This is a genomic window from Paenibacillus sp. AR247 (assembly GCF_002968895.1).
GTDB classification, from domain to species: domain Bacteria; phylum Bacillota; class Bacilli; order Paenibacillales; family Paenibacillaceae; genus Paenibacillus_AQ; species Paenibacillus_AQ favisporus.
Genome location: NZ_PCZT01000002.1, coordinates 313276 through 337781, shown reverse-complemented (window position 1 = coordinate 337781; position 24506 = coordinate 313276). Strand labels below are relative to the sequence as shown.

Below are 24506 nucleotides of genomic sequence, written 5' to 3'. Positions count from 1 at the left end.
CTGTACAGCTCGCGGAGCACGGTCAGCAGTTCCTGCTTCGTCTGATACACACGGTTCGTTGTCATCGCACTAAACACGTCAGCCACCGCGGTAATTCGCGAAAAAGGATGGACTTCAAGCTCGCCGCACTGGTGGGGATAGCCGCTCCCGTCGTCACGTTCATGATGCTGCAGCGCGACCAGCGCGGGAATTTCATCGTTGGTGGAGCTTCGGATGATATCGTAACCGTAGACGGTATGACGCTTCATTTCTTCAAATTCTTCCGGCGTAAGCTTGCCGGGTTTGTACAACAGCTCGGCGGGGACGAGGCATTTGCCGATGTCATGCAAAAAACCCGCTTTTCCGGCTGCGTAGGCCTCCTCGGGAGCATACCCGAGCCAGGTGGATATGTAGTAGGAAAGAATGCTGACCTGAACGGAATGTTGGTATGTATATTCGTCTTCCGGATTGATGGACAAGAGGAGGGAGACCACGTCGGTATGGGTGCTGAGCCGGTCCACCAGCGGCTCCATAATGTCATTGACGACGGTCGTGTTGATCCGGCCTGTCGAAAGGGCTTCCAGATACAGCGACTCAAACCCGTCCACCGCTTGTCCAACCTGTTCTTCCACCTTGGAAGCAGGTTGACCGGAAAGGAACGGTGATGAAGCGGTCGGCTCATCCGGCCGGGAGGGGTCAACCTCCACATAAGCGATGCCATGTTGAATCAGCTTGCTGATCTCTTCAAGCTTCAGTTCCTTCCCTTTGTGGAGCACATGAAGCCCGATATCGTTAAACGTATCGGCTTGAAGCCGATCACCGGGCCGTAATTCCGTGACATGAACTCTCAAAACTGATCGTCACCTCATTGTTCAGATTGGAACCTATTGTTTTGAAATCTATATTAGCAAGAAAAATATGGATTATCAACGAACTCTTCTTAGACGGAGGGGGGAGCGTCGGGTCCCATGGCCCCTTTTGATGCCCCTTCCATTCCGACCCGTCCTCCCAAATTTCCTTCTTCCAAATGGGCACGGACTGCTTGAGCTTCTCAATCGCATACCTGCTCGCTTCATAACAAGCCTCCCGGTGCCCGGTCGATACCGCGATGATGACGCTGATCTCTTTCACATCGACTGTACCGATCCGGTGTGAAATCGCACAGCGCGTGCCCGGCCAACGTTCGGCGATTTCACGGCCGATCAATTCAAGCTGCGCCAGTGCCATCGGGATATACGCATCGTACTCCAAGTGAACGGTGCGCTGCTCACCCGTCATTTCCCGGGTTGTCCCGACAAAAGATAGCGTGGCGCCATGGTTGTCGTCCAGCACCTTGGACGTCACCTCATCAACGGACAGCGGCTGATCGGTAATACAGTATAAGCCGTCTGCTGATGCTTCCTGTACTGAGCTATTTCCGTCTCCGCCCGATACGGGCGGAATCAGGGCGACTTCGTCACCTTCCGTAATAAGCGCGTCACCCGGCGCATAATTCTGATTAACGGCAACAAAAGAAACGGAGATCTGTGCGGCAGCCTCCGGGTACAATTCGGTCAGCTTTTGTTTCAAGCCGTCGGCTGTGATGGATTCCCCTTCGACGGACAAAGGTAAAACAGAGGTTTGGAGCCGTTCTGCAAGACCGGCAAACAATCGAATATCAAGCTGCATTTCTTTCTCTCCTCGGGCGTGGTAGTTCATGTCTTCAATATACCATATCCACCTTGAAAATGTTATGCTTATCCCTAGGAGCATTTGGGCCTAACAAGGCGAGAACAGTGAAAGGGGAGGTTACCCAATGATGCTGCAGAACCAGGCAAAATCGATTACAATCCTGCATACGAATGATATACACAGCCACTTTGAAACGGTTAGTTCCATTGCAGCCCTGGCTGCCGCCGAACGTGCTCAGGCGGCGGAGAGTCCTCTTTTACTGGTGGATATAGGAGATCATATGGACCGGACGGCCGTCGAAACCGAGGGGACGATGGGCCAGACGAACATCGACATATTGAATTTAACGGGATATGAGGCGGTGACGATAGGGAACAATGAGGGGCTGACATTTACCCCGGACGTGCTGGAACGCCTTTATGCGGGCCTGCAGTCCCCGGTTATTTGCTGCAACATCCATGAGCAGCTCAGCTCGGCGCCACCCGCATGGATGAAGAAACGCGTCATTCTGAACAAGGACGGGATCCGGATCGGGCTGACGGGAGCTACGGCCCCGTTCGCCGACTTCTACAAACTGCTCGGCTGGGATGCCCTGGAGCCGCTGCAAGCGTTGCAGGAGCAGGTGGAGGCGCTTCGTCCGGAGGCCGACATCGTGATCGTTTTATCCCACCTCGGGCTGACTACCGACCGGCTGATGGCAGAACGGATTCGGGGTATCGACCTGATTCTCGGCGGGCATACCCACCATCTGCTGGAAGAGCCGCTGCGGATCGGTGATACGGTGCTGTGCGCAGCGGGAAAGTACGGTCAATACGTGGGTAAGGTCGTCATGACTCAACAGGATGACGGCCGTTTCCGTGTCATCGAGGGAGAATGCCAGCCGGTCGATACCGGTCTTTTGGATGAAACGGTGTCCCGTGCCCTTGGAATTCATCGCGAGCGGGCCGAAGAAGCCCTGAAAGAGCCTGTGGCGGTTACGGACCGGCCGCTGTCCCTGACGCATACGGGAGAGTCGCCGTTCGGCAATTTGCTGGCGCAGTCGGTCCGTCAGTTTACCGGCGCGGAGCTGTCGCTTGTCAACACGGGGCAGCTGCTGGGCGATCTGCCGGAAGGGGAAATTACGGCGGGACTCCTTCACGAGCTCTGCCCATCTCCGATTAACCCCTGCGTGATCAGTCTCAAAGGGGAGCATATCCGGCGAAGCCTGGAGGAGAGCCTCCTGCCGGAATATTGGAGCAAGGAAATCCGGGGATTCGGGTTCCGCGGCAATGTACTCGGCAATATCGCGGTGGACGGAATTGAAGTCTTGTACGATCCAAGCCGCATCCCTTATGATAGGATTGTTCAAATTTCGCTTCAGGGAGAGCCGCTGCGGGACGACCGGATGTACACCGTTGGAACGTTGGACATGTTTACGTTCGGGACGGGATATGAGCAGATTTCTCGGGGGGAAGATCCGAAATACTTGCTTCCCGAGTTTTTGCGGGACCTGCTGAGACTTGAGCTCCAGCGTCCCGGAAGTCTGGATACCTGCGGCAAGCACCGTTGGATCGAGGTTGTTTAAGAAGGACCAGAGGAGGAAGAAATGGATACCATTACTGCAATTATCTTGGGGATTGTGGAGGGGGTTACGGAATTTATTCCGGTCTCTTCAACGGGGCACATGATATTGACGTCCAAGCTCTTGGGCTATGATGAGCAGGACCCCATCATGAAAACCTTTGAAATCGTTATTCAGCTGGGGGCCATTCTGGCGATCGCCCTCGTCTATTGGAGACGGATTCTGGATCTGCTGGGCATCAAGCGGACCATGCCCGAATCCGGAAGCCTGCGGTCCGGCAAGAAGCTGAATCTGCTGCATGTTATCATCGGGATCGCCCCCGCACTCATCGTGGCCTTTTTTGCCAGGGACTTTATCAAGAGCCTGTTCAGTGCAAATACGGTGATCTGGGCGCTGATCGTGGGCGGGATCTTCATGATTTTTGCCGAGTGGTTTAACAAGTCCAAAGCCAGAATCACCGCCGAAACGATGGATGACCTGTCGTACAAGCAGGTGTTGTTGATCGGGCTTTATCAAATTTTATCTGTCGTATGGCCGGGATTTTCGCGTTCGGGATCCACGATTTCCGGAGGGATGCTGAGCGGGGCAAGCTACAAGGCGTCGGCCGATTTCTCGTTTCTGATCGCCATTCCGATCATGTGCGCCGCTTCCGGCTATGAGATGCTGGATTCGTACAAGTATATGACCAAGGATACGATCGGCATGTTCGTCATCGGATTTATCATAGCTTTTGTGGTGGCCTATGTCGTTGTGCTTGCTTTTATGAAATTGATTCAAAAAATTCGTCTGACCCATTTCGCCATCTACCGGTTTGTGCTTGCCGCCGTGTTCTGGCTGTTCGTTATGCGCTGATTCAAGAACCGTAATGTGATGGACTAATTCCGCAAAGGGTGAATTGGCTACATAGGATGGCAGGGGGAAACTAGGTAAACGGACCTGGGAAGCAATAACCGGGCGGCCGTGATTTTAGGCAGGAGTGGATCGTGTTGCGTTTGGTACCCGTTCCGATGCTGCAGCAGGGAATGAAAATCGGCAAAAAGATATACAGCGACGAGGGTGTTGTGCTTCTCGCGGAAGGCGTGGAGCTCACATCCTTGCTGATCAGCCGCCTGCAAAAGCTGGACATCGGTTATATTTATGTGGAAGATCATCTGACGGAAGGCATCGATATTCCCGAAATGCTCCGGGAGGAAACGAGGCGTCAGGCTCTTCATAATATTCGCATTAATTTTCAGCGGTTATCCGAAGCCTCTCCGATTACTGGAGGGTATCACCATCTCGGAAAGCAGTTCTCCAAGGTGATGGAGTCCATCCTTGAGGATGTCAGTTCCCAAGAGGACTGTATGATCATGCTGATGGACATGAACACCGCAGATCATTACTTATATAAGCATTCCTTAAATGTGTGCGTATATTCACTTGTGCTGGGGATTGCGAGCGGTTATACGCAGGACCAGCTGATGGTGCTGGGGCTGGGTTCGCTGCTGCATGACATCGGAAAAACCCAAATTCCCCAAAAAGTGCTGTTCAAGCCGCAAAAGCTGGATGATGAGGAATTCCGCCTCATGCAGGCGCATGCCCAAATCGGCTTTAAAATCCTGAAGGACGAGCCGAATATTCCGCTCCTGGCCGCGCACTGCGCCTTTCAGCATCATGAACGGATTAACGGATCAGGTTATCCGCGCGGCATCAAGGGTGATGATATTCACGAATATGCCCAGTGGGTGGCGCTCGCCGACTCCTACGATGCGATGACCTCGCACAGGGTGTACCGGCCTGCGATGCTTCCGCATCAGGCCGCTGAAGTGCTGTACGGCGGGGCAGGTACCTTGTACGACCAAAAGAAGCTGGAGCTGTTCCGGGATAACGTGGCGATCTATCCCCCCGGCTTGTCGGTCAAGCTGAGTACCGGGGAGACGGGAGTGGTGTCGAAAATTCACGCCCATATGCCCCATCGTCCCGTGGTCCGCATCTTGCAGGATCCGGAAGGGGTGCCGCTGCAGGCACCTTACGAGGTGGACCTGTCCCAGTTGCTTTCCGTTATTATTGACGGCGTTCTCGGGGATTAGGGAGAGCAGAAATTAGGATTTGTCATGACCGGAAGACCCATAAAGCGAGCGGTATCGGGCGGTAATGGATGCGGTGGAAATTCGATTTCCCTGCTGCCCGCAGGAGCCGCCGGTTTAGGGGTCTTTTTTCTTCTTGTCCCGGCATACCTATTCAGACAGAGAGATTTTTCGCGCTTCATGGTATGATAGAAGGAATGACATATTCATCCTGAGACAACCGGACTGCTCTGGGTCTGGAAAATAAAGGTTACACAAAAACCGTGTTTTGGGTTAAATAAAGAAATAAGGTGAGTAAATAATGAATACTGTAAATACCCGGGGAGCACTTGCCCCCTTATCTCCGAGCAATGACCCATGGGATCCGATTGAATCCCTTCGTACATATGGCCGGCATGTGCTGACCAGTGTCGAAATGACGGTGACGCATTTGTGTAATATGCGCTGCGAGCACTGTGCGGTCGGCGATATGCTCGTCATGAAAGAGGCAGAATTTCTTCCGCTGGATTTGATGCTGCGGCGTCTGGACGAGGTAGAGCATCTGCAGACGATCAGCCTGACCGGAGGCGAGCCCTCCTTCCGTGAGAAGACGGTGAAAGAGGTGATCGTCCCTCTGCTCAAATATGCTCAGGACCGGGGAGTCCGCACGCAGATCAACTCCAATTTGACGCTGGATATCAGCAGATATGAAGCGATGCTGCCGTACCTTGATGTGATGCATATTTCGTTCAACTATTTGAACGGAGACGATTTCCATGAGGTGGGCTTCGCCAACAGCAACCATCCGGTTCCGAAGGAAACCGCCTACCGCATGTATGACAAAATGATGGAGAACGCCCTGAAGTTGAGCGAAGCGGGCATGTTCATCTCGGCAGAATCCATGATTAATTACCGGACGCATACAAAGCTTGCAGGAATTCACAAACTAATAGGGGAAATGGGCTGCCGCCGCCATGAAGTGCATCCGATGTATGCCTCCAATTTTGCCACGGAGCTTCCGGTGCTTTCTTTGGAAGAGACGCGCAGAGCGATCCACAGCTTGCTGGATGTTCGCGATCCGCAGATGTGGATGCTGTTCGGAACGCTCCCGTTCTTCGCGTGCAGCGATATTCACGAGGATCTGAAGCTGATCCGCAGGCTTGCGGATGCGCCGAACGTTACCGTGCGCAACGATCCTGACGGCCGCAACCGCGTCAACGTCAATTTGTTCTCGGGCGACGTCTACGTCACCGACTTTTCCGATATTCCGGCGTTCGGCAATATTCAAACCGGCCGCCTCGACGACATCTTTAATGCGTGGCAGACCGGGCATCCGCTGAACAAGACGGTGAACTGCCATTGCGATGCTGTGGGCTGCTGCGGTCCGAATCTGCTCGTGAAGGACATGTATTATAAAGATACCGATTTTACCGTGAAAAAAGCGAACTTATTATAGAAATGGGGCGTTGTCATTGGACGGGGAGTTAGAAATAGGCAAATTGCTTTTAAACCTCTTTTTTGTTCTGCTGCTGGTATTTTTTAACGGCGTGTTTGTGGCCGCCGAATTTTCGCTTGTAAAAATGAGGCAGTCCCGGCTGACGCAGCTGGTCAGCGAAGGCAACCGGCTGGCCGGCTATGCGCTCCGGGTGAACAACAAACTGGACGCTTATTTGTCCGCTACCCAATTCGGCATTACGCTGGCATCCCTCGGTCTCGGCTGGATCGGGGAGCCGGCCATTTCGGAACTACTGGTAGAGCCTTTGATGTATAAAATGGGCATTACCGACAGAACGCTCATCGCCACCGTATCCGTGGTGCTCGGGTTCTGTGTCATTACTTTCTTACATATCGTGCTTGGGGAACTGGCCCCCAAGTCGCTTGCCATTCAGAAAACGGAAGGGGCCGCCCTGCTGCTGTCCGCTCCGCTGATGGCCTTTTATAAAATATTTTTTCCTTTCATTTGGCTGCTCAACGCTTCCGCCAACGGATTGCTTCGCTTGTTCGGCGTTCATCCGGCCAGCGAAGCAGAAGCTGCGCATTCTGAAGAGGAAATCCGCATATTAATGAATCAGAGCGCCAAAAGCGGGGTCATCGATAAGGACGAGATGAAGCTGATGGACAACATCTTCGAGTTCTCCGACCTGCTGGCGCGCGAAATTATGCTCCCACGGACGGATATGGACTGCCTGTACACGACGAATACGCTGGAAGAGAACCTGCAAATCATCAGTGATACGAAGCATTCCCGTTATCCTGTCGCCGTGGAGGACAAGGACCAGATTATCGGATTTGTGCATATTACCGATTTTTCTCCTGGCCGACGCCGAGCACCAGAAGGAGCTGACCTCGCTGGTCCGTCCGATTCTGAACGTGCCGGAGTCGATGGAAATCAGCCATGTGCTGCGCCTTATGCAGAAGAAGCATGCCCAGCTGACGCTGGTGGTCGACGAATACGGCGGCACGGCCGGCATGCTGACGGCCGAAGAGATCCTCGAAGAAATCGTTGGGGAGCTCTATGACGAATTTGAGGACGAGCGTCCCGATGTCGAAATCCAGGAGGATGTCATCTCGGTTGACGGGCGGATGCTGATCGAGGATGTCAACGATCTGACCGGCGTCATCATTGAGGATGACGAGGTTGATTCGATCGGCGGCTGGCTGTTCAAGGAGCTGGAAGGCAATCCGGTAAAAGGCAAAAAGGTCCAGGTGAGCAATTTCGTGTTTGAGGTCGAGGAATCGACCAAGCTCCGGATTACCCGGGTTAACATTCACCGCGTTGCCGATACGGAAGTCATCGACGAAGAGGAACAGGAAGGGACGGATAACGGGGATTAAGGAGTGAAGCATGACTGGCAAACAGCTGGTGTTCGTCGGTGTGGGACTGCTCCTGCTGTATTTGCTGTTTACGGCAGGCGCCCCATTTGTACTGGCTGCGCTCGTGGCCGTTTCGCTGGAGCCGATCAACCGGATGCTGATCGGGAGGCTGAAATGGAATCGTGTCGCTGCCGCTTCGCTTACATGTACGTTGTTTATGCTCATGATTCTTCTTTTGGTGTACATGCTGGGTTTTCAGGTTTTCGCCCAGCTGCTGGAATACTGGAAGAATGCGCCGGCATACTTTGCGTCGGCCGACGATTTCGTGCAGACGACGCTGATCCAGGCGAGAGGGCTGTTTGACCGGTTTCAACCGGAGCTGGCCGAGAGCCTGAGGGAAATGCTGACCAATCTGACGTCATACGCCGAGTCGCTCATCAACTCGTTGTCGTCAACCTTTTTATCTTTTGCCAAGGGTATCCCGGGCACGTTCGTGTTTTTGGTGGTTTTCTTTGTCGCTGTCTATCTGTTCAGCTTTGGACTGGAGACGATCAAGGCAGGGATTCTATCCCTGTTCGAGGAGGAGACCCAAGACCAGATCAACGAGGTGCTGCACAGCCTGAAACGGTCCATCTTCGGCTTTATTCAGGCCCAGATGATCCTGAGCGCTTTTACCTATGTATTGACGCTCACGGGGCTGCTCATCCTCGACATTCATTACCCGCTGGCGATCGCCCTGCTGATCATGGTCGTCGATATTTTGCCGATTCTGGGGGTCGGCTCGGTGCTGATTCCCTGGGCGGTATACCTGTTTATCGTGGGCGACTCTTATACCGGCTTTGGGCTGATGCTCCTGTTTGGGGTCATTACGATTGCCCGCCGGGTGGTCGAGCCCAAGATCATTGGCGATTCGGTCGGCATCGGCGCCCTGTCGGCTCTGGTGAGCATGTATATCGGCTTCAAGCTCGTCGGCGTGATCGGCGTCTTTATCGGCCCGCTGGTGGTCATTATTTATTCGGCGGTCCGGAAAGCGGGACTGTTCCAGATCAAGATCAGATTTTAAAAGTTCATCATCTTATTGAAGGCTCGCGCTTCATCCAGTGCTTCGACAGGAGCTGCTAGAGTCCTTTGCACTGACCCCTTGACGGTAAATCGACCGCAAATCAGGGGTCTTTTTGTTGTCCCATGAACTTTTTTGTTCAGATTCCGCGGATGGGTCATATGTTTAATTACGAAGAGTGTCTGATTTTTCGTCTTTTCAAGGGAAATCAGCGACTTTAGTATGGACAACAAAAAGGAGGAGCAAGTGGTGAACTCACAGGTACGAGTGTATAAGCCTTTCATTGGCCCGTTTGATCCGTGCCCGCCGCTGCCTTACAGGACGTACGTCGTCCCGCCCAACCAGTATATCGTGTTCCAGCCTCTGGACTGGCCGCAATTCAGCCTCGCCGAGGCGCTGAAGCTGGGAACGCTTTGGCCGAACCTTTACAGCCCTTATGAATCTAAAAGCAAAAGAGTGGAGGAGGTGGGGAGTGATGGAGAACCAGGCTAAACCGGCGGTGGATCAGCGCTACTACGAGCTGCTTGAAAAGCTGCAGATGATCGATTTTGCCTTGGTCGAGCTGAATCTGTTCCTGGATACGCATCCGGACGATTTAAAAAGCATCGAGCAGTACAACCGGCTCGCCCAGGAGCGGATCCCGATCGTCCGGGAGTTTCAGGAATCCTATGGACCGTTGATGCATTTCGGCCATGCCTATTCGAAGTTCCCGTTTGAATGGCCGCAGGCCCCGTGGCCTTGGCAGGTGTAACCGGCAAAAGAATCTAAAGGAGGCGAATGTCCCGCATGTGGATATATGAAAAAAAGCTGCAGTATCCGGTCAGGGTCGGCAAGTGTGATCCATATATGGCCCGGTTGCTGCTGGAGCAGTACGGCGGTGCCGACGGGGAATTGGCCGCTGCCTTGAGATATTTGAATCAACGGTACACCATCCCGGATAAGGTCATCGGCATTCTCAACGACATCGGCACGGAGGAATTTGCCCACTGGAAATGATTGCCACCATGGTTANAAATTGACAAAAGATGCGACTCCGGATCAGCTGAAGGCGGCCGGACTCGCAGAACACTATGTCAACCATGACAAAGCTTTGTTCTACCAAAATGCAGCCGGGGTCCCATGGACGGCGGCGTACATTCAGGCCAAAGGCGATCCGCTCGCCGATTTGTATGAGGACATCGCCGCAGAAGAAAAGGCCAGGGCTACATACCAGTGGCTGATTGACATGACGGACGACGTCGACCTGCAGGACGGACTGAAGTTCCTTCGGGAGCGGGAAATCGTCCATTCGACCCGGTTCCGGGAGGCCGTGGAGATCATTAAAGATGACCGGGGTAAAAAACGGTTTTTCTAAAGGTTAACCTTTTTTACGAACGACCGAAGTTTACAAGGCTTGGCACTTCCCTTATCATAGGCATGTAATTGGGTGATACTGAGTATTGCGCATTTAAGCAGGCAATGAAAGGGAAGGTAACCGATGGACAAAGAGAAGACATTGAACAAGCCGCAGGGGATATTGTTCGACATGGACGGCACGCTGTTCAAAACCGAATCGCTGCTGCTGCCGGCCCATCAGCGGTTGTTCGACAAGCTGCGGGAGGAGGGGCTGTATACTGCACCTACGCCCCCGGCGGAACGGATGATGGGCAGTCTCGGGATGCTGCTGGAGGACATTTGGAAAGTGGTCATGCCGGACGGCAGCGAACGTGCCCATGCGCGTGCTAACGAGCTCCTTCTCCAACTGGAATTAGAGGGGCTCAAGGCAGGGAACACCGAGCTCTATCCCGGCGTGAAGGATACGCTGGCACGGTTGAAGGAGCAGGGCGTGCGCCTGTATGTAGCAAGCAACGGGCTGGAGCATTACGTAAAGGGGATCGCGGAGGCCCACGGCATTCTGGAACTTTTTGACGGCCTGTATAGTGCCGGGGAGCACGGAACCAAATCGAAGGTGCATCTGGTGGAATTACTGCTTCAGCGCGAAGGGGTAAGCACGGCCTGGATGGTGGGCGACCGATCTTCGGATGTGGAAGCCGGCCGGAAGAACGGCCTCGCCGTCATTGGATGCCAATACGCCGGGTTTGGAAACCCTGATGAACTGGCAGGGTCCGACGTCCTCATCAACTCATTTGACGAACTTCTGGGGCTGTATGCCTCATCGGTGTAAGTCGGCGATGAGCCGCCTAAGAAGGAATAATCATAGCTGCATATAAGAAAACAAACCGCGCTAGAGCTGCGGTTTGTTTCTTTAGTGTCGGCGGTTTCCGTCTTCTGCTTGTAAACCCACAGGGCGTATTCCAACGGTCTGGTGATGGCCGTGCGGTACAGTTCGGGCTCGCCGATCTGGGAGAATACTTCCCTCGCGGGTTTGGGATTGACTTCGAGCAGGTAAATCCGGCCTTTCCGGTTGATGGCGAGATCGAGCGCCAGCTCACACAGCGGTCCGTACTGGTGCTCCAGATAGGCGGCGATGTCCACGCCCATCTTGCCTGCCGTCGAGATGACTTCCTGCCGTTGCTCCTCATCCGTGATCCAAGAAGACAGCATTTGATGAGCGGGTACGGCTCTTCCGCCGCCGTGCAGGTTGGAGGTGACGCTTCGCGGCGCCCCCACCCGGCCGGCAATGCCGGTCAACTGCCAATGCCCCTCCTTGTTTTTCTGCACCAGCATGCGGTAGTCATGAACCCGACCGTCGGGAAGCTCCACGGCGATGCCTTCCTGGATCAAATACCGGTCCTTCATATTCCAGTCGCTCAGAATGGCGCCGAGCCGGGAAGCGTGGATTTTTTGCGGAGAGATGATTTTCCGCTGCTGATTCCGTCCTTGAATGTAGTACTGGGAAGCAGCCTTCAATTTTTCAATCCGTAAATACCCCGCCCGCCGGTTCCGTTGATCGGTTTTAAAAACACGACAGACCTGTTCTTCAGCATTTGGTGGACGTCTGTCAGTCCGTGATACAGGCGCGTTTCCGGCAGAAACTTCCGGAATTCCGCCTTTTTGGACAGCACCTCGTGAATGGTCCATTTGTTGCGGAGCGGTTTGTTCAGAAACAGCATTTTGCTGTACCGGCTCCGGAACTGCAGAAGCTGGGCAAAGCGGGGGCTCTTCTGGATGCGGCACCGGTCGTAAATCATATCCGGGAAGTTTCTCCACCGCCGGGTCCACTTCTTTTGCTTTGCGTCGTATTCCATGGCAAAGATTTTTTCTTGCTGTCGCTGACGTCCATCGGGGTAAACACAAATACGTCAAGTCCCAGCTTGCCGCCTTCAACGATCATTTTCTGATAGATCGGTTTTTCCTCCAAATGCTTATGCTCGTTCAGATACAGCGTCAAGATGCCTAACACGGGTAGCGGCACAGGGGATCACCTTCTTGGGTCAGAGTAATGGATGCACCATCCGGATCTCCACACGGCCCCTCCATGACCAGGGCAGGCTCTCCGGCAGCCCCCTGGTGGACGGCGACGGCGTGAAGTCCGGCGCGAAAGCACATTTTAACAAAAGGAAGCCGGCTCAGAAGAGCCTCGCATCGCATGGTGCCTAACTGCCGCAGCTGCGAGGCCAGAAGGGAGGTGCCGATCCCTCTGCCGCGGTACAGCGGATGGACGACGACGAGACACCCCTCGGTCCCGTAGCCCGATACAAAGCTGACACCGGCCAGACGTTCCCCGTCTTCGCACCGGACGGTTGCGGCCATAAGCGAGGTTCCCGGCGCAGCAAGCTGTTCCGCCGTCAATCGGGCAAGAAGAATGAACTCCGCGCGCGCCGCCTGATTTCCGCCGTGTTCAAACACAAATTTGAGAATTTTGGCGTGCTGGCGCAGCCAATCTTCACGGGTTGGGGTTATCGTTAAGATCTGCACCTGTCAATCACTTCCCTTGCAATTACATTTTAGGTTGATTGGAGAGATATTCGCTGTATTGGAAAATTCGCTTGAGAGACCGCTTCCGGATATGCGGTTCATCGAATTTCATCGGCTTGGCGTTTGCCTCAAAGAACCAGATATTTCCTGACTCGTCAATCCCGAGGTCCATCGACATCTCTCCATGTTCGTAGCCGGAAGCCTTCTCAATCTGGCGGGCGATGATGATCGCCGTCGTTCGGACGCGGTTCAGAATTACAGCCGACATCTCGGATCCGAATACATCGGACAGGAGCTTGCTGGGATCCTCGATCGTGCCGCCTCTCGGCACATGGGTCGTAATGCTCTTAGAACCCGCCATTCTGGCTCCGACACCGGTAACGCCCCATAAGCCTTTGTTGTTTTTTTGCAGCAGCGCCCTTAGGTCAAAGTGCCGGTTGTTGACGGATGCGAGCTCGATGCCCTGTTGAATAATGTAGCGTGCGCTGCCGGTTTCGCTTTTGATCCGTGCCCAGAGGCGGTACAGATTCCGCGTTTTGTACGTGGTGCTGGATCGGTGGTGCTGAACTTTGAGCCGGTACGGAAGCAGTTTGTCCCTCTGGTATCTCAGCATCATAATGCCTTTTCCGGCTTTTCCGCTTTCGGGCTTGAGGTAGAGGCAGGGATAACGCTCAAGCATTTTCTGCAGCGTGCTCACGTTTGTGAAGCGTTTGGTTTTCGGTACCAGATGCTCCGTCGCTTTGGAGCTTCTGAGCCATTCGAACAGATGCCATTTGTTAAAGAAGTGCGGATTGAACAGCGAAATGGATGGATGTTTCATGCATTCCTTGATTTTCTGGCGCACAGCGGGCCGGAGTTCGTCTTCACGCTGCGGAATCCGGTTATAGATGACCTGGGGCAGCGGAAAATACTGCTGTTCCCAGGTCTCCTCGTCATTCAGCGTAAATCCCTTGATCCGATCCTCCGTCAGCTTCAGATCTTTAGCTGTGACTACATAGACAGGAAATCCCATTTTCTGTCCCGTCTTGACAATATCTTCAAAGTTCTGTTGATTTCCCCGGAAATAACCGTGGGAATCCGACATGGTCAGGATGGCCACTACGGGTTTGTTGTCGGTATGACTCCGGATGTTCACTCCACATCCCTCCTGCGGAACTTGCTCAAATACAGGCAGTGTTCAAGAATATGCTCTACAGATGCCTTGCCTTCCGCCTTGAGGGAAGGATGGCTGAAAATGGAACGGCCCGGCTTGGCGTTCGCTTCAAACATCCACACTTTCTCGTCTTGGTCGATACCCAGGTCAAAACCGATTTCTCCAAGGAGGTGCTGGTGATGGAACTCAATCGCTTCGGCCAGGGTAATCGCGACTTTTTTGGCGTTTTGCAGCACCTCGTCGGATCTGTCGCCAAAGGTCCGGCTCAATGCCTGTTCAGGAGTAAGGAGGGAGCCGCCATTCTTCAGGTGGGTCGTTACGCTGCCGCGGCCGGCCTTTTTGGCGCCGACACCGACAACAACCCATTTGTTGTTGCCGTTCTTATGCATATGGAAGCGGAAGTCGATCGGGCAGTTGTCGATTTCGACCAGCCGGATTCCCTGCTGAATGACATACGTTTCCAAGGTGCGGCCATGTCTGGATTTAAGCATCCGCATCAAGCTGTTGAAGTTGCTGAAACGAAGCAGAACGTTGCCGCCTCCCTTGCGGTAACGGGCGAAATATCCCCTTTTCGGGAGGTAAGTCAAACGATAGATGCCTTTACCCAAGCTTCCTGCGGAAGGCTTATAGTACAGAAACTGATGCCTTTCAAGCATATCCTTGATCCGTTCCGGGGAAGGATTGATATGGGATTCGGGCACGTACCGGTTCACCGTGTTGTCGTCTTCAAGCAGCCGGTAGATGTCGGATTTGTTGAAGAAGCTCCAGTTAAAAAACGGGATTCTCTTGCGGGTCAGCCGCTCTCTGAGCTGATTGATGGAAGAGGAGGTTTCCGCTTTCCGGCTCGGGAGGCGGTTGTAGACGACATCGGGCAGCGGAACGGTTTTGCGGTAAAAGGTGCCGTTGTCGTTCAGAAAATAGCCCCGGACCGTCTCCTGCTGCCAGTTGATGTCCTTGGGCGTAAAGGCGAAAATATACGATTTCCTTTTCCCCTCGCGGAGAAGCTGCTTGATGAAATTCGTCCGGGAAGCAAACGGCTGCGATGGCGATGTGCTGGGGCCATCCGAGAGCACGCCGATCAGAGGACCGAGCTGAACTTCGTCCTCCTGAAGGTTTCTCAGCATGACCCCGCCGGCGTTTGGAACGTGGATGCCGCTTCGGACACCTGAGCTGAGGAAGAGGTGCTTACCCGTCTTTTTAATGGGCTTAACGGTTGCGTTAACCATGTCTTTTCCCAGACGGAGCTGAATATTCTTTTTGCCGGACAGCTTGAGGCTTTTCATCAGCGAATTCGAAATGTAGACGACTTTCTCGGGCTGCTGCGAAAAATGAACATTACAAAATGTCAAACTCATCAATTTACCCTCCTAAGTTGTCGAAGCAATAAATAGCGGGCATAACGGAGCGGATTTTCCGTAGCGAGAACATCGCTGCCTGGTTCCCCAATGTGCCGGAAGGAGGTGCGCCCCGGTTTGGAATTGACTTCAAGCAGCCAGATTCTCCCTTTCGTATCAATGCCAAAATCGATACCCAGTTCTCCGAGCCGGCCATAACGGCTTTCCAGAATCGGCGGAATCTTCTCCGACAGATTATGAAGACGATCCCTTATGTGTTCTGCCCGGTCAGCCCGGAATTGTTCGGTCAGAAAAGGCAGGACAGACAGAGGTTTTCCTCCGCCGTGAAGGTTTGAGGTAATGCTGTCCGGGTTGCCCAGGCGCAGCGCCATGCCGGTATGCATCCACGAACCCGTTTCATTTTTTTGCATCAGCACTCTAACGTCAAAAGGGGCGCCGTCTGCGCTGTACAAATGCAGGAAGGGCTGAATCAGGTACGAACGCTCCCCGGTAAACCGCCGGATCCATGCCAGGCCGCATCGCGTATCGTCGAAATGCTTCACAAACGGCAGGTTGCTTGCGCTTCTTCCCCGGATCGTCAGAGATCCGTCTGCAGCATGGCGTGTGACGCGAAGCGTATTTTTTCCCTGGGATCCGCTCATCGGCTTCATGAACAGCTCGCCGTCATATTTCTCCAAGGAGCGCAGCAATTGGCTGCTCCCGCGATAGACGGCAGTCGGGGGAAGAAACGGCAGTAGGCCGGGCTCCTTCCGGAGCACTTGGTCCACCTGCCCTTTCCCGGGAAGTCCGCGGGACCACAGGATCCACCTCTTCCCTGAAGGGGCGTCCGCCAACAGTCTCGCCGCTGCCCGGTATTCGCTGCCTCGCTGCGGAAAACAGCGGTCGTAGACGATATCCGGAAAGGGGACCGTGGTTGCGTGCCACGCCCCATTGCTGAAGATATATCCCTGGATTCTCTCCTGTCCCTTGGGCACGCCGTCAGGGCAAAAAACGACGACCTGAATACCGTATTTCCTGCCGGCCAGAGCTAATCGGCGGGCGTATCCTTCTCCCGAGAAGGGAGGGGAGCCCGGTGTGGAGGAACTTAGGATCCCAATGGTTCCGATTGTGGTTGATTTCATCGCGGCACCTCCTAAAACCCTGACAAGAAGGCGCAGTATTCCAGCAGGCGTTTGACGGAAGGCCTTATTTTCTGTTCGTGGAGCGGCGTATTGTCGTTTTTGGAAGGCTTGGAATTGACCTCGAGCAGCCATATTTTACCGGAGGTATCCATGGCCAGGTCGATGCCGAGTTCGCCGAAATGGGCGGGCAGCAGCGCATCCAGGCCTTTGGCAATGTCCAGCGAAGCCCGCTGCAGCTTGGCGTGTGCGGTGCTTTTCACGGCCGGCGGGAGGGCGCAGCGGTTCACAGCTTCCTTTACGCTGCTGAGGGTTCCGCCTCTAGCGAGGTTCGAGACAAAATGGTTCCCGCCCGCGATCCTGGCCACGACCGAGGTCACGCTCCATTTACCCAGTCCGTTCTTCTGGACGAGCGCACGGAAATCGATGGGCCGTTTGCTGTGGTCGATGAGCGTCAAGCCCTGCTGGATTTGGTAACGGGTGCTTTTCATCTTTCCGGAGACGTTGGTAAATAGTTTGTTAAGGTTGGGGTAGCTTTGTTTTTTGGGTCCGCCCACCGATGTTGCCAAAGTTTGGTAGGTGCCGTCAGACTGCCTGGAGATCCGGATGATCCCTTTGCCGAGGCTGCCCCGCACCGGTTTCAGAAACACGACCGGATACTGGCTGCACATCTTCTTCAGGATGGAGTAGCCGGTCAGCAGGTGCGATTCCGGCATGAGCCGGGATAAGGAGGAGTCCTGCTTCAGCGTGTCGAACACTTCATTTTTTGTCCAAAAACTTTTCGTTGAATATGTGGCTCCCGTAGCGGGATTTTACTTCTTTCATAAAATGCTGTACGCTAGGTTTATTCTCCATTTTGCGTGTCGTCAGGCGGTTATTGATGACATCTGCGATAGGCATCGTTGTCTGGCGCCATCCGCCGTCATAGATCCAGCCCTGTATGCTGCTTGCACTCTCGGTGATGTGATTCGGAGTGAAGAAGTATACGTATGCACCCTGCTTGCGGCAGGCGTTGACGAGTTCCCTGCAGAACATGGAAATGGAACCGAACGGCTTTTCCGGTGTGTCAGGATAATCCCGGCTGATCAGGACACTGATGAGCGGACCCAGCCTGAGCGTTTTGCTGGATGAGCTGTATGCCGCTCGGAGCACGGGACGGGACGCTAAGCCCATTTTGCGGGCCAGTGGCTCGCTGATGCGCAGGCCGGAATATTTTGCTGCGGAAATAACGGTGATCTCTTGTCTAAAGGAACCAAAGGACAGCTGCAGAGGCCGGTCGGTGGGAATCTTCCACTGTTTGATCAGTCTCTCGCCGAGCATGACGGTGTTTTCTTTCACAATGCCCGGGCTGAACGTTTGGACCGGTAGCTTTTTTTTGGACATCGTGGATCTCCTTCCAACAACAACTTGATGTCTACAGGGCAGATAAGGAGCATCTGCAATATTGCATGTAATGCATCATATGAGGACATATATCCCTTGGTGATTGACCCACTTTTATAAAAACCGGGATTTCAGCCCTTCATTTTTCCGGAGACGGTCGGATTGATAAGCTGTGAGCAAAGCAAAAGCTTGCGATTATCGCAGGATTCACTTCCGCGGGAGCCAGCGGTCCGTCTTCCATAAAACACGTCGATTGGTGACTGCCCAAATTTAAGGAGGAAATGACAACCTATGAACATTTATGACAAAGCGCACGATTTGGCCAAAGCCCTAAAGGAAAGCTCGGAGGTCCAGGAAATCAGCTCGGCGATGAGCCTGATTGAAGCGGATCCGGAGAGCAAACAAATGCTCGAGGATTTCCGCCAGCGGCAGATGGAAATTCAGCAGCGGATGATGTCCGGGGATATGCCATCCCAGGAGGAGATGGAGAAGATGGAGAAGCTCTTCGACGTGCTCAGCCTGAACCTGAACATCCGCCGGTTGTTTGAAGCGGAGCGCCGCCTCAGCACGATCATTGAGGACGTGAATAAAATCATTTCGGACAGCCTCCAGCATCTGTACGGGGGACAAAGCCTGTAGGTTGGACAAAACTTTTCTCATATTTTTGCAGACCCCTTCATAGAGTAGAAATATAGAGTTACCAAATGAAGGAGCTGCGATGAGATGAAAAAAAGAAAGCAAACTGAAGCATTCCATTTACCTACTTCTCGCTCTGGCGATGCTGGTGTACGCTCTGCCCCGGATCAACTTCAGCGGCGGATGGACTTGGGCTTCCGGGTTCGGAGCGGCCTGGGCCGTGTTTGCCTTCCTGATAATCGGCTCACACCTGCATTATTTGCTTGGGGTGGACGAAGAGAAGCAAAGAGCGCTGGAGCGCATCCGCAAGGCCAAGCTGCAGCAGTGGCAGCTGAAATGGCCGGAGGAAACACAGCAGCGTCAGGAAAATGTATAAATGCGATAAAAAGCTGTCTTGCGCAATGTTATTGCGTGGAGGCGGCTTTTTTTGCGTTGTTATTTTCCGGCCTCAACCATGATATAATAGTACAGTATGGTACAGATAGAAACGTGGGGGTGTAACAGTTGGAGGGCCGCGATGAAACGATTACGAAACATGAGCAGCTGCTGCAGCATATCGAAGGGCTGAAAATTGGCACCAAGATTTCGGTCCGCAAGCTGGCGAAGGAAATGTCCGTTAGCGAAGGGACCGCTTACCGGGCGGTAAAGGACGCCGAAAATCTGGGCATCGTCGTGACCAAGGAGAGGATCGGCACCGTCCGGGTCGAGAAGAAGCCACGGAATATTTCCGAGCAGCTCACCTTCGCCGACGTGGTCGAGATCGTGGAAGGCCACATGATCGGCGGAGCCGATGGACTTAATAAACATCTGCATAAATACGTCATCGGCGCCATGGAGGTGGACGCCATGGCCCGTTACATCGACGCGGGCAGCCTGCTCATCGTCGGCAACCGGGCCGACGATGAGCAGGCTGCCCCAAGAAGAAAATTATGATCGTCGAGGACATCGTCAACACCCGGGCCAAAATCCACGCCCTCAAGCTGTCGAGCACCGTGGCGGATTGCAAGGCGCTGGCGGATCAGACCGGGCAGCTGCGGCTGCCGGTCATCGACGAGTGGAACCGGGTGCTCGGTATCGTGAACCGGAGCGATATGAAGGACCTGCCCGATGGGCAGAGCATCGAGAAGCTGCTGGTCCGCAATCCGGTCACGGCCGGACTGCAAACCTCGCTCGCGTCCGCAGCGCAGCTCATGATGTGGGAAGGCGTGGACTTTCTGCCGATCGTCGATCGCAACCGCAAGCTGGTGGCGACCGTGTCGCGGAAGGAAGTGCTTCAGGCCATGCGCGACGCCCGCAAGCAGCCGCAGCTCGGCGAGACGTTCGACCATTTGATCTGGAACGGATTTGCGGATGAGCGGGATGAGGAGGGACGGCTCTTTTTCCACGGCTTTATTACGCCGCAGATGGCGACGGATCTCGGTACGATTTCGGAAGGCATCCTGACCACGGTGATGACGCAGGCGGCGCTGCGGGCGGCGAAGGATATGACGGGGAACGACTTTGTCCTGGATAACATGTCAACGTACTTCGTCCGCCCGGTGCAGATCGAGGATCCGGTGACCGTCATGCCGCGGCTGCTGGAGGCGAGCCGGCGGACGTGCAAGATCGAAATCGAAATGCTGCATGACGACAGCCTGGTGGCCAAAGCTGTGCTGACGCTTCATTCTATCGAGCATGGATAACAGGTAACGGGTATGGCTGGATTGTCCATGGTCTTAGCCAGACATAAATATAACCGGCAGCATCTTTGATCAAAGATACGGCCGGTTATTTGTTGTGTGTGGCCCCGATGTTCTCCCGCACATTAAAGTTTGGGTCTTGTCCACGCTTGGAAGATTCAGGTTACTCTGCGCAATTGCAGCATCAGGTTCAAGCTTTCGTATCTGAGGATTTCATGCGGCTGAAATGTCCCCGATTCCGGATGCCCGCGAAAATATTGAACGCCCCGAGGACGAGGAACAGCCCCTCGATAACGACCGCAACGGTCGATCCGTGGAAAATAAACATGCAGATCAGCGCAAGCACGACCAGCATCATTCCAAGGCAGATATTCATATTCGAGCCGTACAAGCCCCGGTCACGGACATCGGCGGAACGCCGCGCGCGGTAGCTGTAGTAAGCGGAACATAAACAGGTAATCACCAGCAGCGCAAATAGGCAATAGCGGATGACGGAAATCATCGAATGCTGCAGCTCCTTTACTGTCAATAACTTCAATATTCCTCATTGTATCACGATTTGCCGACCGAAGCGACACTTTGAGGCTCGATGTCGATCCAGATCTGGAGCACGCCCTCCGCCACCAGCATCGTCTTGATTTCGATGGAATACTCCTTATCGCGCACCCTGTAAATTTTGCGATTGAGGAGGTTCCGGGCGATTTTGCTGTCCTCGTCGATATCGAAAATGTTCCGGCCCCGCAGCACCTCCAGATCCTCACCGAGCTTGCGGATCACTTCCTTGACGATGACCGGATCGAGAGGCGGATCCTGCTGCTCCGCGCGGATTTTGATTTCCTTGATCACGGTCTGCTGATTGTTGTACTTTTTCAGCGTTTTGATGTCGTCCTCGTACTGCTGGATCCGAAGCTCCAAGTCCTGATTGGACGCCCAAAGCATGTCGAAGCTGGAGTGGAACACCGAATTATACACGACGCTTCCGATAACGGCGCCCAAGACGAAGACGGCGGTCAGTTGGGAGAAATGGCGGTATCGGCTGAACGGAGGAATTCGCATCGGCTACTCCCTGCCGCCGCAAACCCATTTGACCAGCTCGCTGCCCATGTGAGCGCCGAGGAAGGCGAAGAGGAGAAACAGAACCTGCTTGATGGCGGGGGAAAGATTGCCCCCCATAAAATTGCTCTCGATGACCCGCATCGGATCGATCGTGCCGCCGATCGCCGCCGCCATCGCCCATATTTTAATCCGATCGGCCACCTCGAGCATGGTGTGTGTCGGTGATTGCAGCGAGATGACCGCACCGATCCCGCCGACCATCGCACCGCCCAGCACGATGCCGAAAGCGATAAAGAAATCCAGTATGGCTTTAGATAAAAACACGCTCATGATTCCCAGTCCTTTCCCAAGGAGGTCGGAAACGCCTTGTCCAGCGGTTTCCTTATTCCATTCTATGGGCGGTCCTAGGCGGATTATGATAAAATAATAAATAGTGCATGAAACGTTAAAAACCAGTGATCACTGCGGCGAAAAGGAGACGAGACATGAGTTCATTTGTGCATCTTCACGTGCATAGCGAATACAGCCTTCTGGATGGAGCGGCACGCATCTCGGACCTTGTCCGGCGAGCCGCGGAGAACGGAATGAAGGCGCTGGCGCTGACGGACCACGGGGTCATGTACGGCGCGGTGCCATTTTATAAAGCCTGTGTGGCGGAAGGCATCAAGCCGATTATCGGCTGCGAAGCCTATCTGACGGCCGGTTCCCGCAAAGAGCGCGGCAGCCGCAAGGATCAGCCGATCTATCACCTGATCCTGCTGGCCAAGAACGAGACGGGTTACCGCAATCTGATGAAGCTGTGCTCCATCGGGCATTTGGAAGGTTTTCACTATAAACCGCGCATCGACATGGATGCGCTCGCGAAACATCATGAGGGCATCATCTGCCTGAGCGCCTGCCTCGGCGGGGAAGTGCCCCAGCATCTGCTGCACGGCCGGACCGAGGAGGCTCGCCGGGCGGCGCTCCGGTACCGTGACATTTTCGGCAAAGATTTTTACCTGGAGCTGCAGGACCACGGCCTGCCCGAACAGAAGCGGGTCAATCCGCAGCTGATCGAGCTCGCCCGGGAGCTGGACGTTCCGCTCGTGGCGACCAACGACGTCCACTATCTCGACCGTGAGGATGCCTCCATGCAGGATGTGCTAATCTGTATCGGTACAGGAAAAACGGTAGAGGACGAGGACCGGCTGCAGATTCAGACCGACCAGCTGTACCTGAAGAGCGGCGACGAAATGGCCCGCTTGTTCCCGCATGTCCGGGAAGCCCTGGACAATACGCTCCTCATCGCGGACAAATGCAGCCTAGAGCTCGAATTCGGCCGGTCCATTCTGCCGGAATACCGCCCGCTTCCCGAGGGGCAGACGGCTGCCGAATACTTGCGGGCCCTGTGCCTGGAAGGACTGGAGAGCCGCTACAGCACGACCGGCCTGTGGGACACCGAAGAAGGAAAAAGAGAGCTACTCCAGCGCCTCGACTATGAGCTGGGGGTCATCGGCAGCATGGGGTTCAGCGATTACTTCCTCATCGTTTGGGATTTTATCGCCTATGCCCATCGGCAGGGAATCGTAACGGGGCCCGGACGGGGTTCGTCCGCGGGCAGTCTCGTCGCATACGTGCTCCGCATCACGAACGTCGATCCGATCAAGTACAACCTGCTGTTCGAACGCTTCCTGAACCCGGAGCGGGTGACCATGCCGGATATCGATATCGACTTCAGCGATGAGCGCCGTGACGAAGTAATCGAGTATGTGGCGGATAAATACGGCAGCGAACACGTCGCACAGATCATCACCTTCGGGACGATGGCCGCCCGCGCGGCGGTACGCGACGTGGGACGCGCCTTGAACGTATCGTACGGCGAGGTGGACAAGGCGGCCAAGCTCATTCCGAACGCGCACGGGATCAACATCCGCCGGGCGATGGAAATCAGCGACGAGTTGAAGAAGCTGTACGAGCAGAGCCCCAAAACCCGCGAGATGCTTGACATGGCCATGAAGGTCGAAGGCATGCCGCGGCACGCGTCGACCCACGCCGCGGGCGTGGTCATATCGCGCGACCCGCTGACCGATGCGGTCCCGCTGCAGGAAGGCAGCGAGAGAACCGCGCTGACCCAATATCCGATGGAGCAGCTGGAAAGCATCGGCCTGCTCAAAATGGACTTTCTCGGTCTCGAGCGGTCCATGCGCTGGATCGGGGAAATGACCGGCAGCGCGCCGGACTTCGCGCAGGTTGCGGACGATGATCCGCTGACCTATGAGATGCTGGGGAGCGGAGATACGACCGGCGTGTTCCAGCTGGAGTCCGCCGGCATGCGGCGGGTGCTCAAAGAGCTGAAGCCAAGCGTATTCGAGGACGTCATCTCGGTCGTGGCGCTGTACCGCCCGGGTCCGATGGAGTTTATCCCGAATTTCATTCAGGCGAAGCATGGTACCATCCAGGTCGACTACCCGCATGACGATTTGAAGCCGATCCTGGCCGACACCTACGGTATCATTGTGTACCAGGAGCAGATCATGAAAATCGCCTCGCTGATGGCGGGCTTCTCACTCGGAGAAGCCGATCTGCTGCGGCGCGCCGTATCCAAGAAGAAGCGGGAAGTGCTCGACCGTGAGCGCAGCCACTTCGTGGAGGGCAGCCTGAAGCAGGGATATACCGAAGAAGATGCGAACAAGGTATACGACATGATCGTGCGCTTTGCCGATTACGGTTTTCCGAGAGCCCACGCGGCAGCGTATGCTGTTCTGGCATTCCAGACCGCTTATCTCAAGGCGCACTATCCGGTGCAGTTCATGGCCTCGATGCTGACGGCCGTCATGGGCAGCCACCGGAAGGTCGCGGAATATGTGGTGGAGTGCCGCCGGATGAACATCAAGGTGCTGCCGCCCGACGTCAACGAGAGCGGCGTGCTGTTTACACCGGTGGCGGTAAGCGCGGAGGACGGGCAGCCGGCCGAAGGGCCGGGGCATATCCGGTTCGGTCTGGGAGCCATCAAGAACGTGGGTACCCAGGCGGTGGAAAACATGATGCGCGTCCGGGAAGAGAAGCCGTTCGAAAGCCTGCTCGACTTCTGCCGCCGGATCGATCTGCGCGTCTGCAACAAACGGGTGATCGAGTCGCTGATCCAGGCGGGCGCTTTCG

General features: G+C 54.7%; 19 protein-coding genes and 6 pseudogenes. 14 read left to right on the top strand and 11 right to left on the bottom strand.

The features are described 5' to 3' along the window. Positions 1–695 (bottom strand): annotated as a pseudogene (locus tag CPT76_RS02075) (HD-GYP domain-containing protein); the annotation flags it as partial. A gap of 100 nt (positions 696–795) precedes the next feature. Further along, positions 796–1647, bottom strand: coding sequence for a molybdopterin converting factor subunit 1 (gene moaD, locus CPT76_RS02070; protein ID WP_105441766.1), 852 nt, complete (start codon positions 1645–1647; stop codon positions 796–798). A gap of 130 nt (positions 1648–1777) precedes the next feature. On the opposite strand from moaD, the gene CPT76_RS02065 reads away from it, so the two are divergent. The 10 genes and pseudogenes from CPT76_RS02065 (at position 1778) to CPT76_RS02015 (ending at position 11294) form a co-directional block, all read left to right on the top strand. Further along, positions 1778–3214: a bifunctional metallophosphatase/5'-nucleotidase gene (locus tag CPT76_RS02065; RefSeq protein ID WP_374954590.1), complete on the top strand. Its 1437-nt coding sequence runs from the start codon at positions 1778–1780 to the stop codon at positions 3212–3214. Positions 3215–3235: 21 nt separating this feature from the next. Beyond that, positions 3236–4063 carry an undecaprenyl-diphosphate phosphatase gene (locus CPT76_RS02060; protein WP_105441764.1) on the top strand — a complete coding sequence of 276 codons (828 nt, stop codon included), beginning with the start codon at positions 3236–3238 and terminating at the stop codon, positions 4061–4063. Positions 4064–4197: 134 nt separating this feature from the next. Further along, positions 4198–5280: an HD-GYP domain-containing protein gene (locus tag CPT76_RS02055; RefSeq protein WP_105441763.1), complete on the top strand. Its 1083-nt coding sequence runs from the start codon at positions 4198–4200 to the stop codon at positions 5278–5280. Between the two features lie 298 nt (positions 5281–5578). Further along, positions 5579–6712 carry a radical SAM/CxCxxxxC motif protein YfkAB gene (gene yfkAB / locus CPT76_RS02050; protein ID WP_105441762.1) on the top strand — a complete coding sequence of 378 codons (1134 nt, stop codon included), beginning with the start codon at positions 5579–5581 and terminating at the stop codon, positions 6710–6712. Between the two features lie 16 nt (positions 6713–6728). Beyond that, positions 6729–8091 (top strand): annotated as a pseudogene (locus CPT76_RS02045) (hemolysin family protein). A gap of 10 nt (positions 8092–8101) precedes the next feature. Beyond that, positions 8102–9133 carry a sporulation integral membrane protein YtvI gene (gene ytvI, locus CPT76_RS02040; RefSeq protein WP_076170488.1) on the top strand — a complete coding sequence of 344 codons (1032 nt, stop codon included), beginning with the start codon at positions 8102–8104 and terminating at the stop codon, positions 9131–9133. Positions 9134–9379: 246 nt separating this feature from the next. Beyond that, entirely contained in the window at positions 9380–9622 is a 243-nt protein-coding gene (locus CPT76_RS02035; RefSeq protein ID WP_308737497.1) for a spore coat associated protein CotJA, read from the top strand. Further along, a complete protein-coding gene (locus CPT76_RS02030) occupies positions 9606–9881 on the top strand; it encodes a spore coat protein CotJB (protein WP_105441760.1) in 276 nt (91 codons plus the stop codon). Before CPT76_RS02035 ends, CPT76_RS02030 begins: the two co-directional genes overlap by 17 nt. 35 nt (positions 9882–9916) lie before the next feature. Beyond that, a pseudogene (locus CPT76_RS38720) lies at positions 9917–10484 on the top strand (manganese catalase family protein). 123 nt (positions 10485–10607) lie between these two features. Then, the gene (locus CPT76_RS02015; RefSeq protein ID WP_105441758.1) at positions 10608–11294 is read left to right on the top strand and encodes an HAD family hydrolase; all 687 of its coding nucleotides are present in this window, start codon (positions 10608–10610) and stop codon (positions 11292–11294) included. Between the two features lie 83 nt (positions 11295–11377). On the opposite strand, the pseudogene CPT76_RS02010 reads toward CPT76_RS02015, so the two are convergent. The 6 genes and pseudogenes from CPT76_RS02010 to CPT76_RS01985 form a co-directional block, all read right to left on the bottom strand. Beyond that, positions 11378–12485, bottom strand: a pseudogene (locus CPT76_RS02010) (YheC/YheD family endospore coat-associated protein); the annotation flags it as partial. Further along, positions 12467–12988 carry a GNAT family N-acetyltransferase gene (locus tag CPT76_RS02005; protein ID WP_089545810.1) on the bottom strand — a complete coding sequence of 174 codons (522 nt, stop codon included), beginning with the start codon at positions 12986–12988 and terminating at the stop codon, positions 12467–12469. The gene CPT76_RS02005 and the pseudogene CPT76_RS02010, both read right to left, overlap by 19 nt. A 22-nt stretch (positions 12989–13010) precedes the next feature. Continuing rightward, positions 13011–14117, bottom strand: coding sequence for a YheC/YheD family endospore coat-associated protein (locus tag CPT76_RS02000; protein WP_105441881.1), 1107 nt, complete (start codon positions 14115–14117; stop codon positions 13011–13013). Between the two features lie 2 nt (positions 14118–14119). After that, complete coding sequence (locus CPT76_RS01995; protein ID WP_105441757.1) at positions 14120–15496, bottom strand: YheC/YheD family endospore coat-associated protein; 1377 nt, start codon at positions 15494–15496, stop codon at positions 14120–14122. Beyond that, complete coding sequence (locus tag CPT76_RS01990; protein ID WP_105441756.1) at positions 15496–16617, bottom strand: YheC/YheD family endospore coat-associated protein; 1122 nt, start codon at positions 16615–16617, stop codon at positions 15496–15498. The genes CPT76_RS01995 and CPT76_RS01990 overlap by 1 nt, the downstream gene beginning before the upstream one ends. A gap of 11 nt (positions 16618–16628) precedes the next feature. Next, positions 16629–17997 (bottom strand): annotated as a pseudogene (locus CPT76_RS01985) (YheC/YheD family endospore coat-associated protein). A 291-nt stretch (positions 17998–18288) separates the two neighbouring features. On the opposite strand from CPT76_RS01985, the gene CPT76_RS01980 reads away from it, so the two are divergent. From CPT76_RS01980 to CPT76_RS01970, 3 genes and pseudogenes are all read left to right on the top strand, one after another. Next, positions 18289–18636: a YlbF/YmcA family competence regulator gene (locus tag CPT76_RS01980; protein WP_089545814.1), complete on the top strand. Its 348-nt coding sequence runs from the start codon at positions 18289–18291 to the stop codon at positions 18634–18636. 139 nt (positions 18637–18775) lie between these two features. Next, positions 18776–19009 carry a hypothetical protein gene (locus CPT76_RS01975; protein ID WP_105441755.1) on the top strand — a complete coding sequence of 78 codons (234 nt, stop codon included), beginning with the start codon at positions 18776–18778 and terminating at the stop codon, positions 19007–19009. A 128-nt stretch (positions 19010–19137) separates the two neighbouring features. After that, a pseudogene (locus tag CPT76_RS01970) lies at positions 19138–20315 on the top strand (CBS domain-containing protein). 187 nt (positions 20316–20502) lie between these two features. Here the strand turns inward: CPT76_RS01970 and CPT76_RS01965 are convergent. Genes CPT76_RS01965 through CPT76_RS01955 form a run of 3 tightly spaced genes read right to left on the bottom strand, consistent with a single transcriptional unit; the run spans position 20503 to position 21698 of the window. Beyond that, complete coding sequence (locus CPT76_RS01965; protein ID WP_308737496.1) at positions 20503–20841, bottom strand: YtpI family protein; 339 nt, start codon at positions 20839–20841, stop codon at positions 20503–20505. Positions 20842–20864: 23 nt separating this feature from the next. Then, positions 20865–21368: a sporulation membrane protein YtrI gene (locus CPT76_RS01960; RefSeq protein WP_076170475.1), complete on the bottom strand. Its 504-nt coding sequence runs from the start codon at positions 21366–21368 to the stop codon at positions 20865–20867. Between the two features lie 3 nt (positions 21369–21371). Continuing rightward, on the bottom strand, positions 21372–21698 hold the full coding sequence (locus CPT76_RS01955) for a YtrH family sporulation protein (protein WP_076170474.1): 327 nt from the start codon (positions 21696–21698) through the stop codon (positions 21372–21374). A 155-nt stretch (positions 21699–21853) separates the two neighbouring features. Here CPT76_RS01955 and CPT76_RS01950 point away from each other — a divergent pair. Then, a partial coding sequence (locus CPT76_RS01950) for a DNA polymerase III subunit alpha (RefSeq protein WP_105441754.1) occupies positions 21854–24506 on the top strand: 2653 nt, incomplete at its 3' end.

Bases quoted from the DNA above. Each gene is read 5' to 3' on its own strand.
- moaD (WP_105441766.1), bottom strand. From the start codon at position 1,647: ATGCAGCTTGATATTCGATTGTTTGCCGGTCTTGCAGAACGGCTCCAA.
- CPT76_RS02065 (WP_374954590.1), top strand. From the start codon at position 1,778: ATGCTGCAGAACCAGGCAAAATCGATTACAATCCTGCATACGAATGAT.
- CPT76_RS02060 (WP_105441764.1), top strand. From the start codon at position 3,236: ATGGATACCATTACTGCAATTATCTTGGGGATTGTGGAGGGGGTTACG.
- yfkAB (WP_105441762.1), top strand. From the start codon at position 5,579: ATGAATACTGTAAATACCCGGGGAGCACTTGCCCCCTTATCTCCGAGC.
- ytvI (WP_076170488.1), top strand. From the start codon at position 8,102: ATGACTGGCAAACAGCTGGTGTTCGTCGGTGTGGGACTGCTCCTGCTG.
- CPT76_RS02030 (WP_105441760.1), top strand. From the start codon at position 9,606: ATGGAGAACCAGGCTAAACCGGCGGTGGATCAGCGCTACTACGAGCTG.
- CPT76_RS02015 (WP_105441758.1), top strand. From the start codon at position 10,608: ATGGACAAAGAGAAGACATTGAACAAGCCGCAGGGGATATTGTTCGAC.
- CPT76_RS01995 (WP_105441757.1), bottom strand. From the start codon at position 15,496: ATGAGTTTGACATTTTGTAATGTTCATTTTTCGCAGCAGCCCGAGAAA.
- CPT76_RS01990 (WP_105441756.1), bottom strand. From the start codon at position 16,617: ATGAAATCAACCACAATCGGAACCATTGGGATCCTAAGTTCCTCCACA.
- CPT76_RS01980 (WP_089545814.1), top strand. From the start codon at position 18,289: ATGAACATTTATGACAAAGCGCACGATTTGGCCAAAGCCCTAAAGGAA.
- CPT76_RS01975 (WP_105441755.1), top strand. From the start codon at position 18,776: ATGCTGGTGTACGCTCTGCCCCGGATCAACTTCAGCGGCGGATGGACT.
- CPT76_RS01960 (WP_076170475.1), bottom strand. From the start codon at position 21,368: ATGCGAATTCCTCCGTTCAGCCGATACCGCCATTTCTCCCAACTGACC.
- CPT76_RS01955 (WP_076170474.1), bottom strand. From the start codon at position 21,698: ATGAGCGTGTTTTTATCTAAAGCCATACTGGATTTCTTTATCGCTTTC.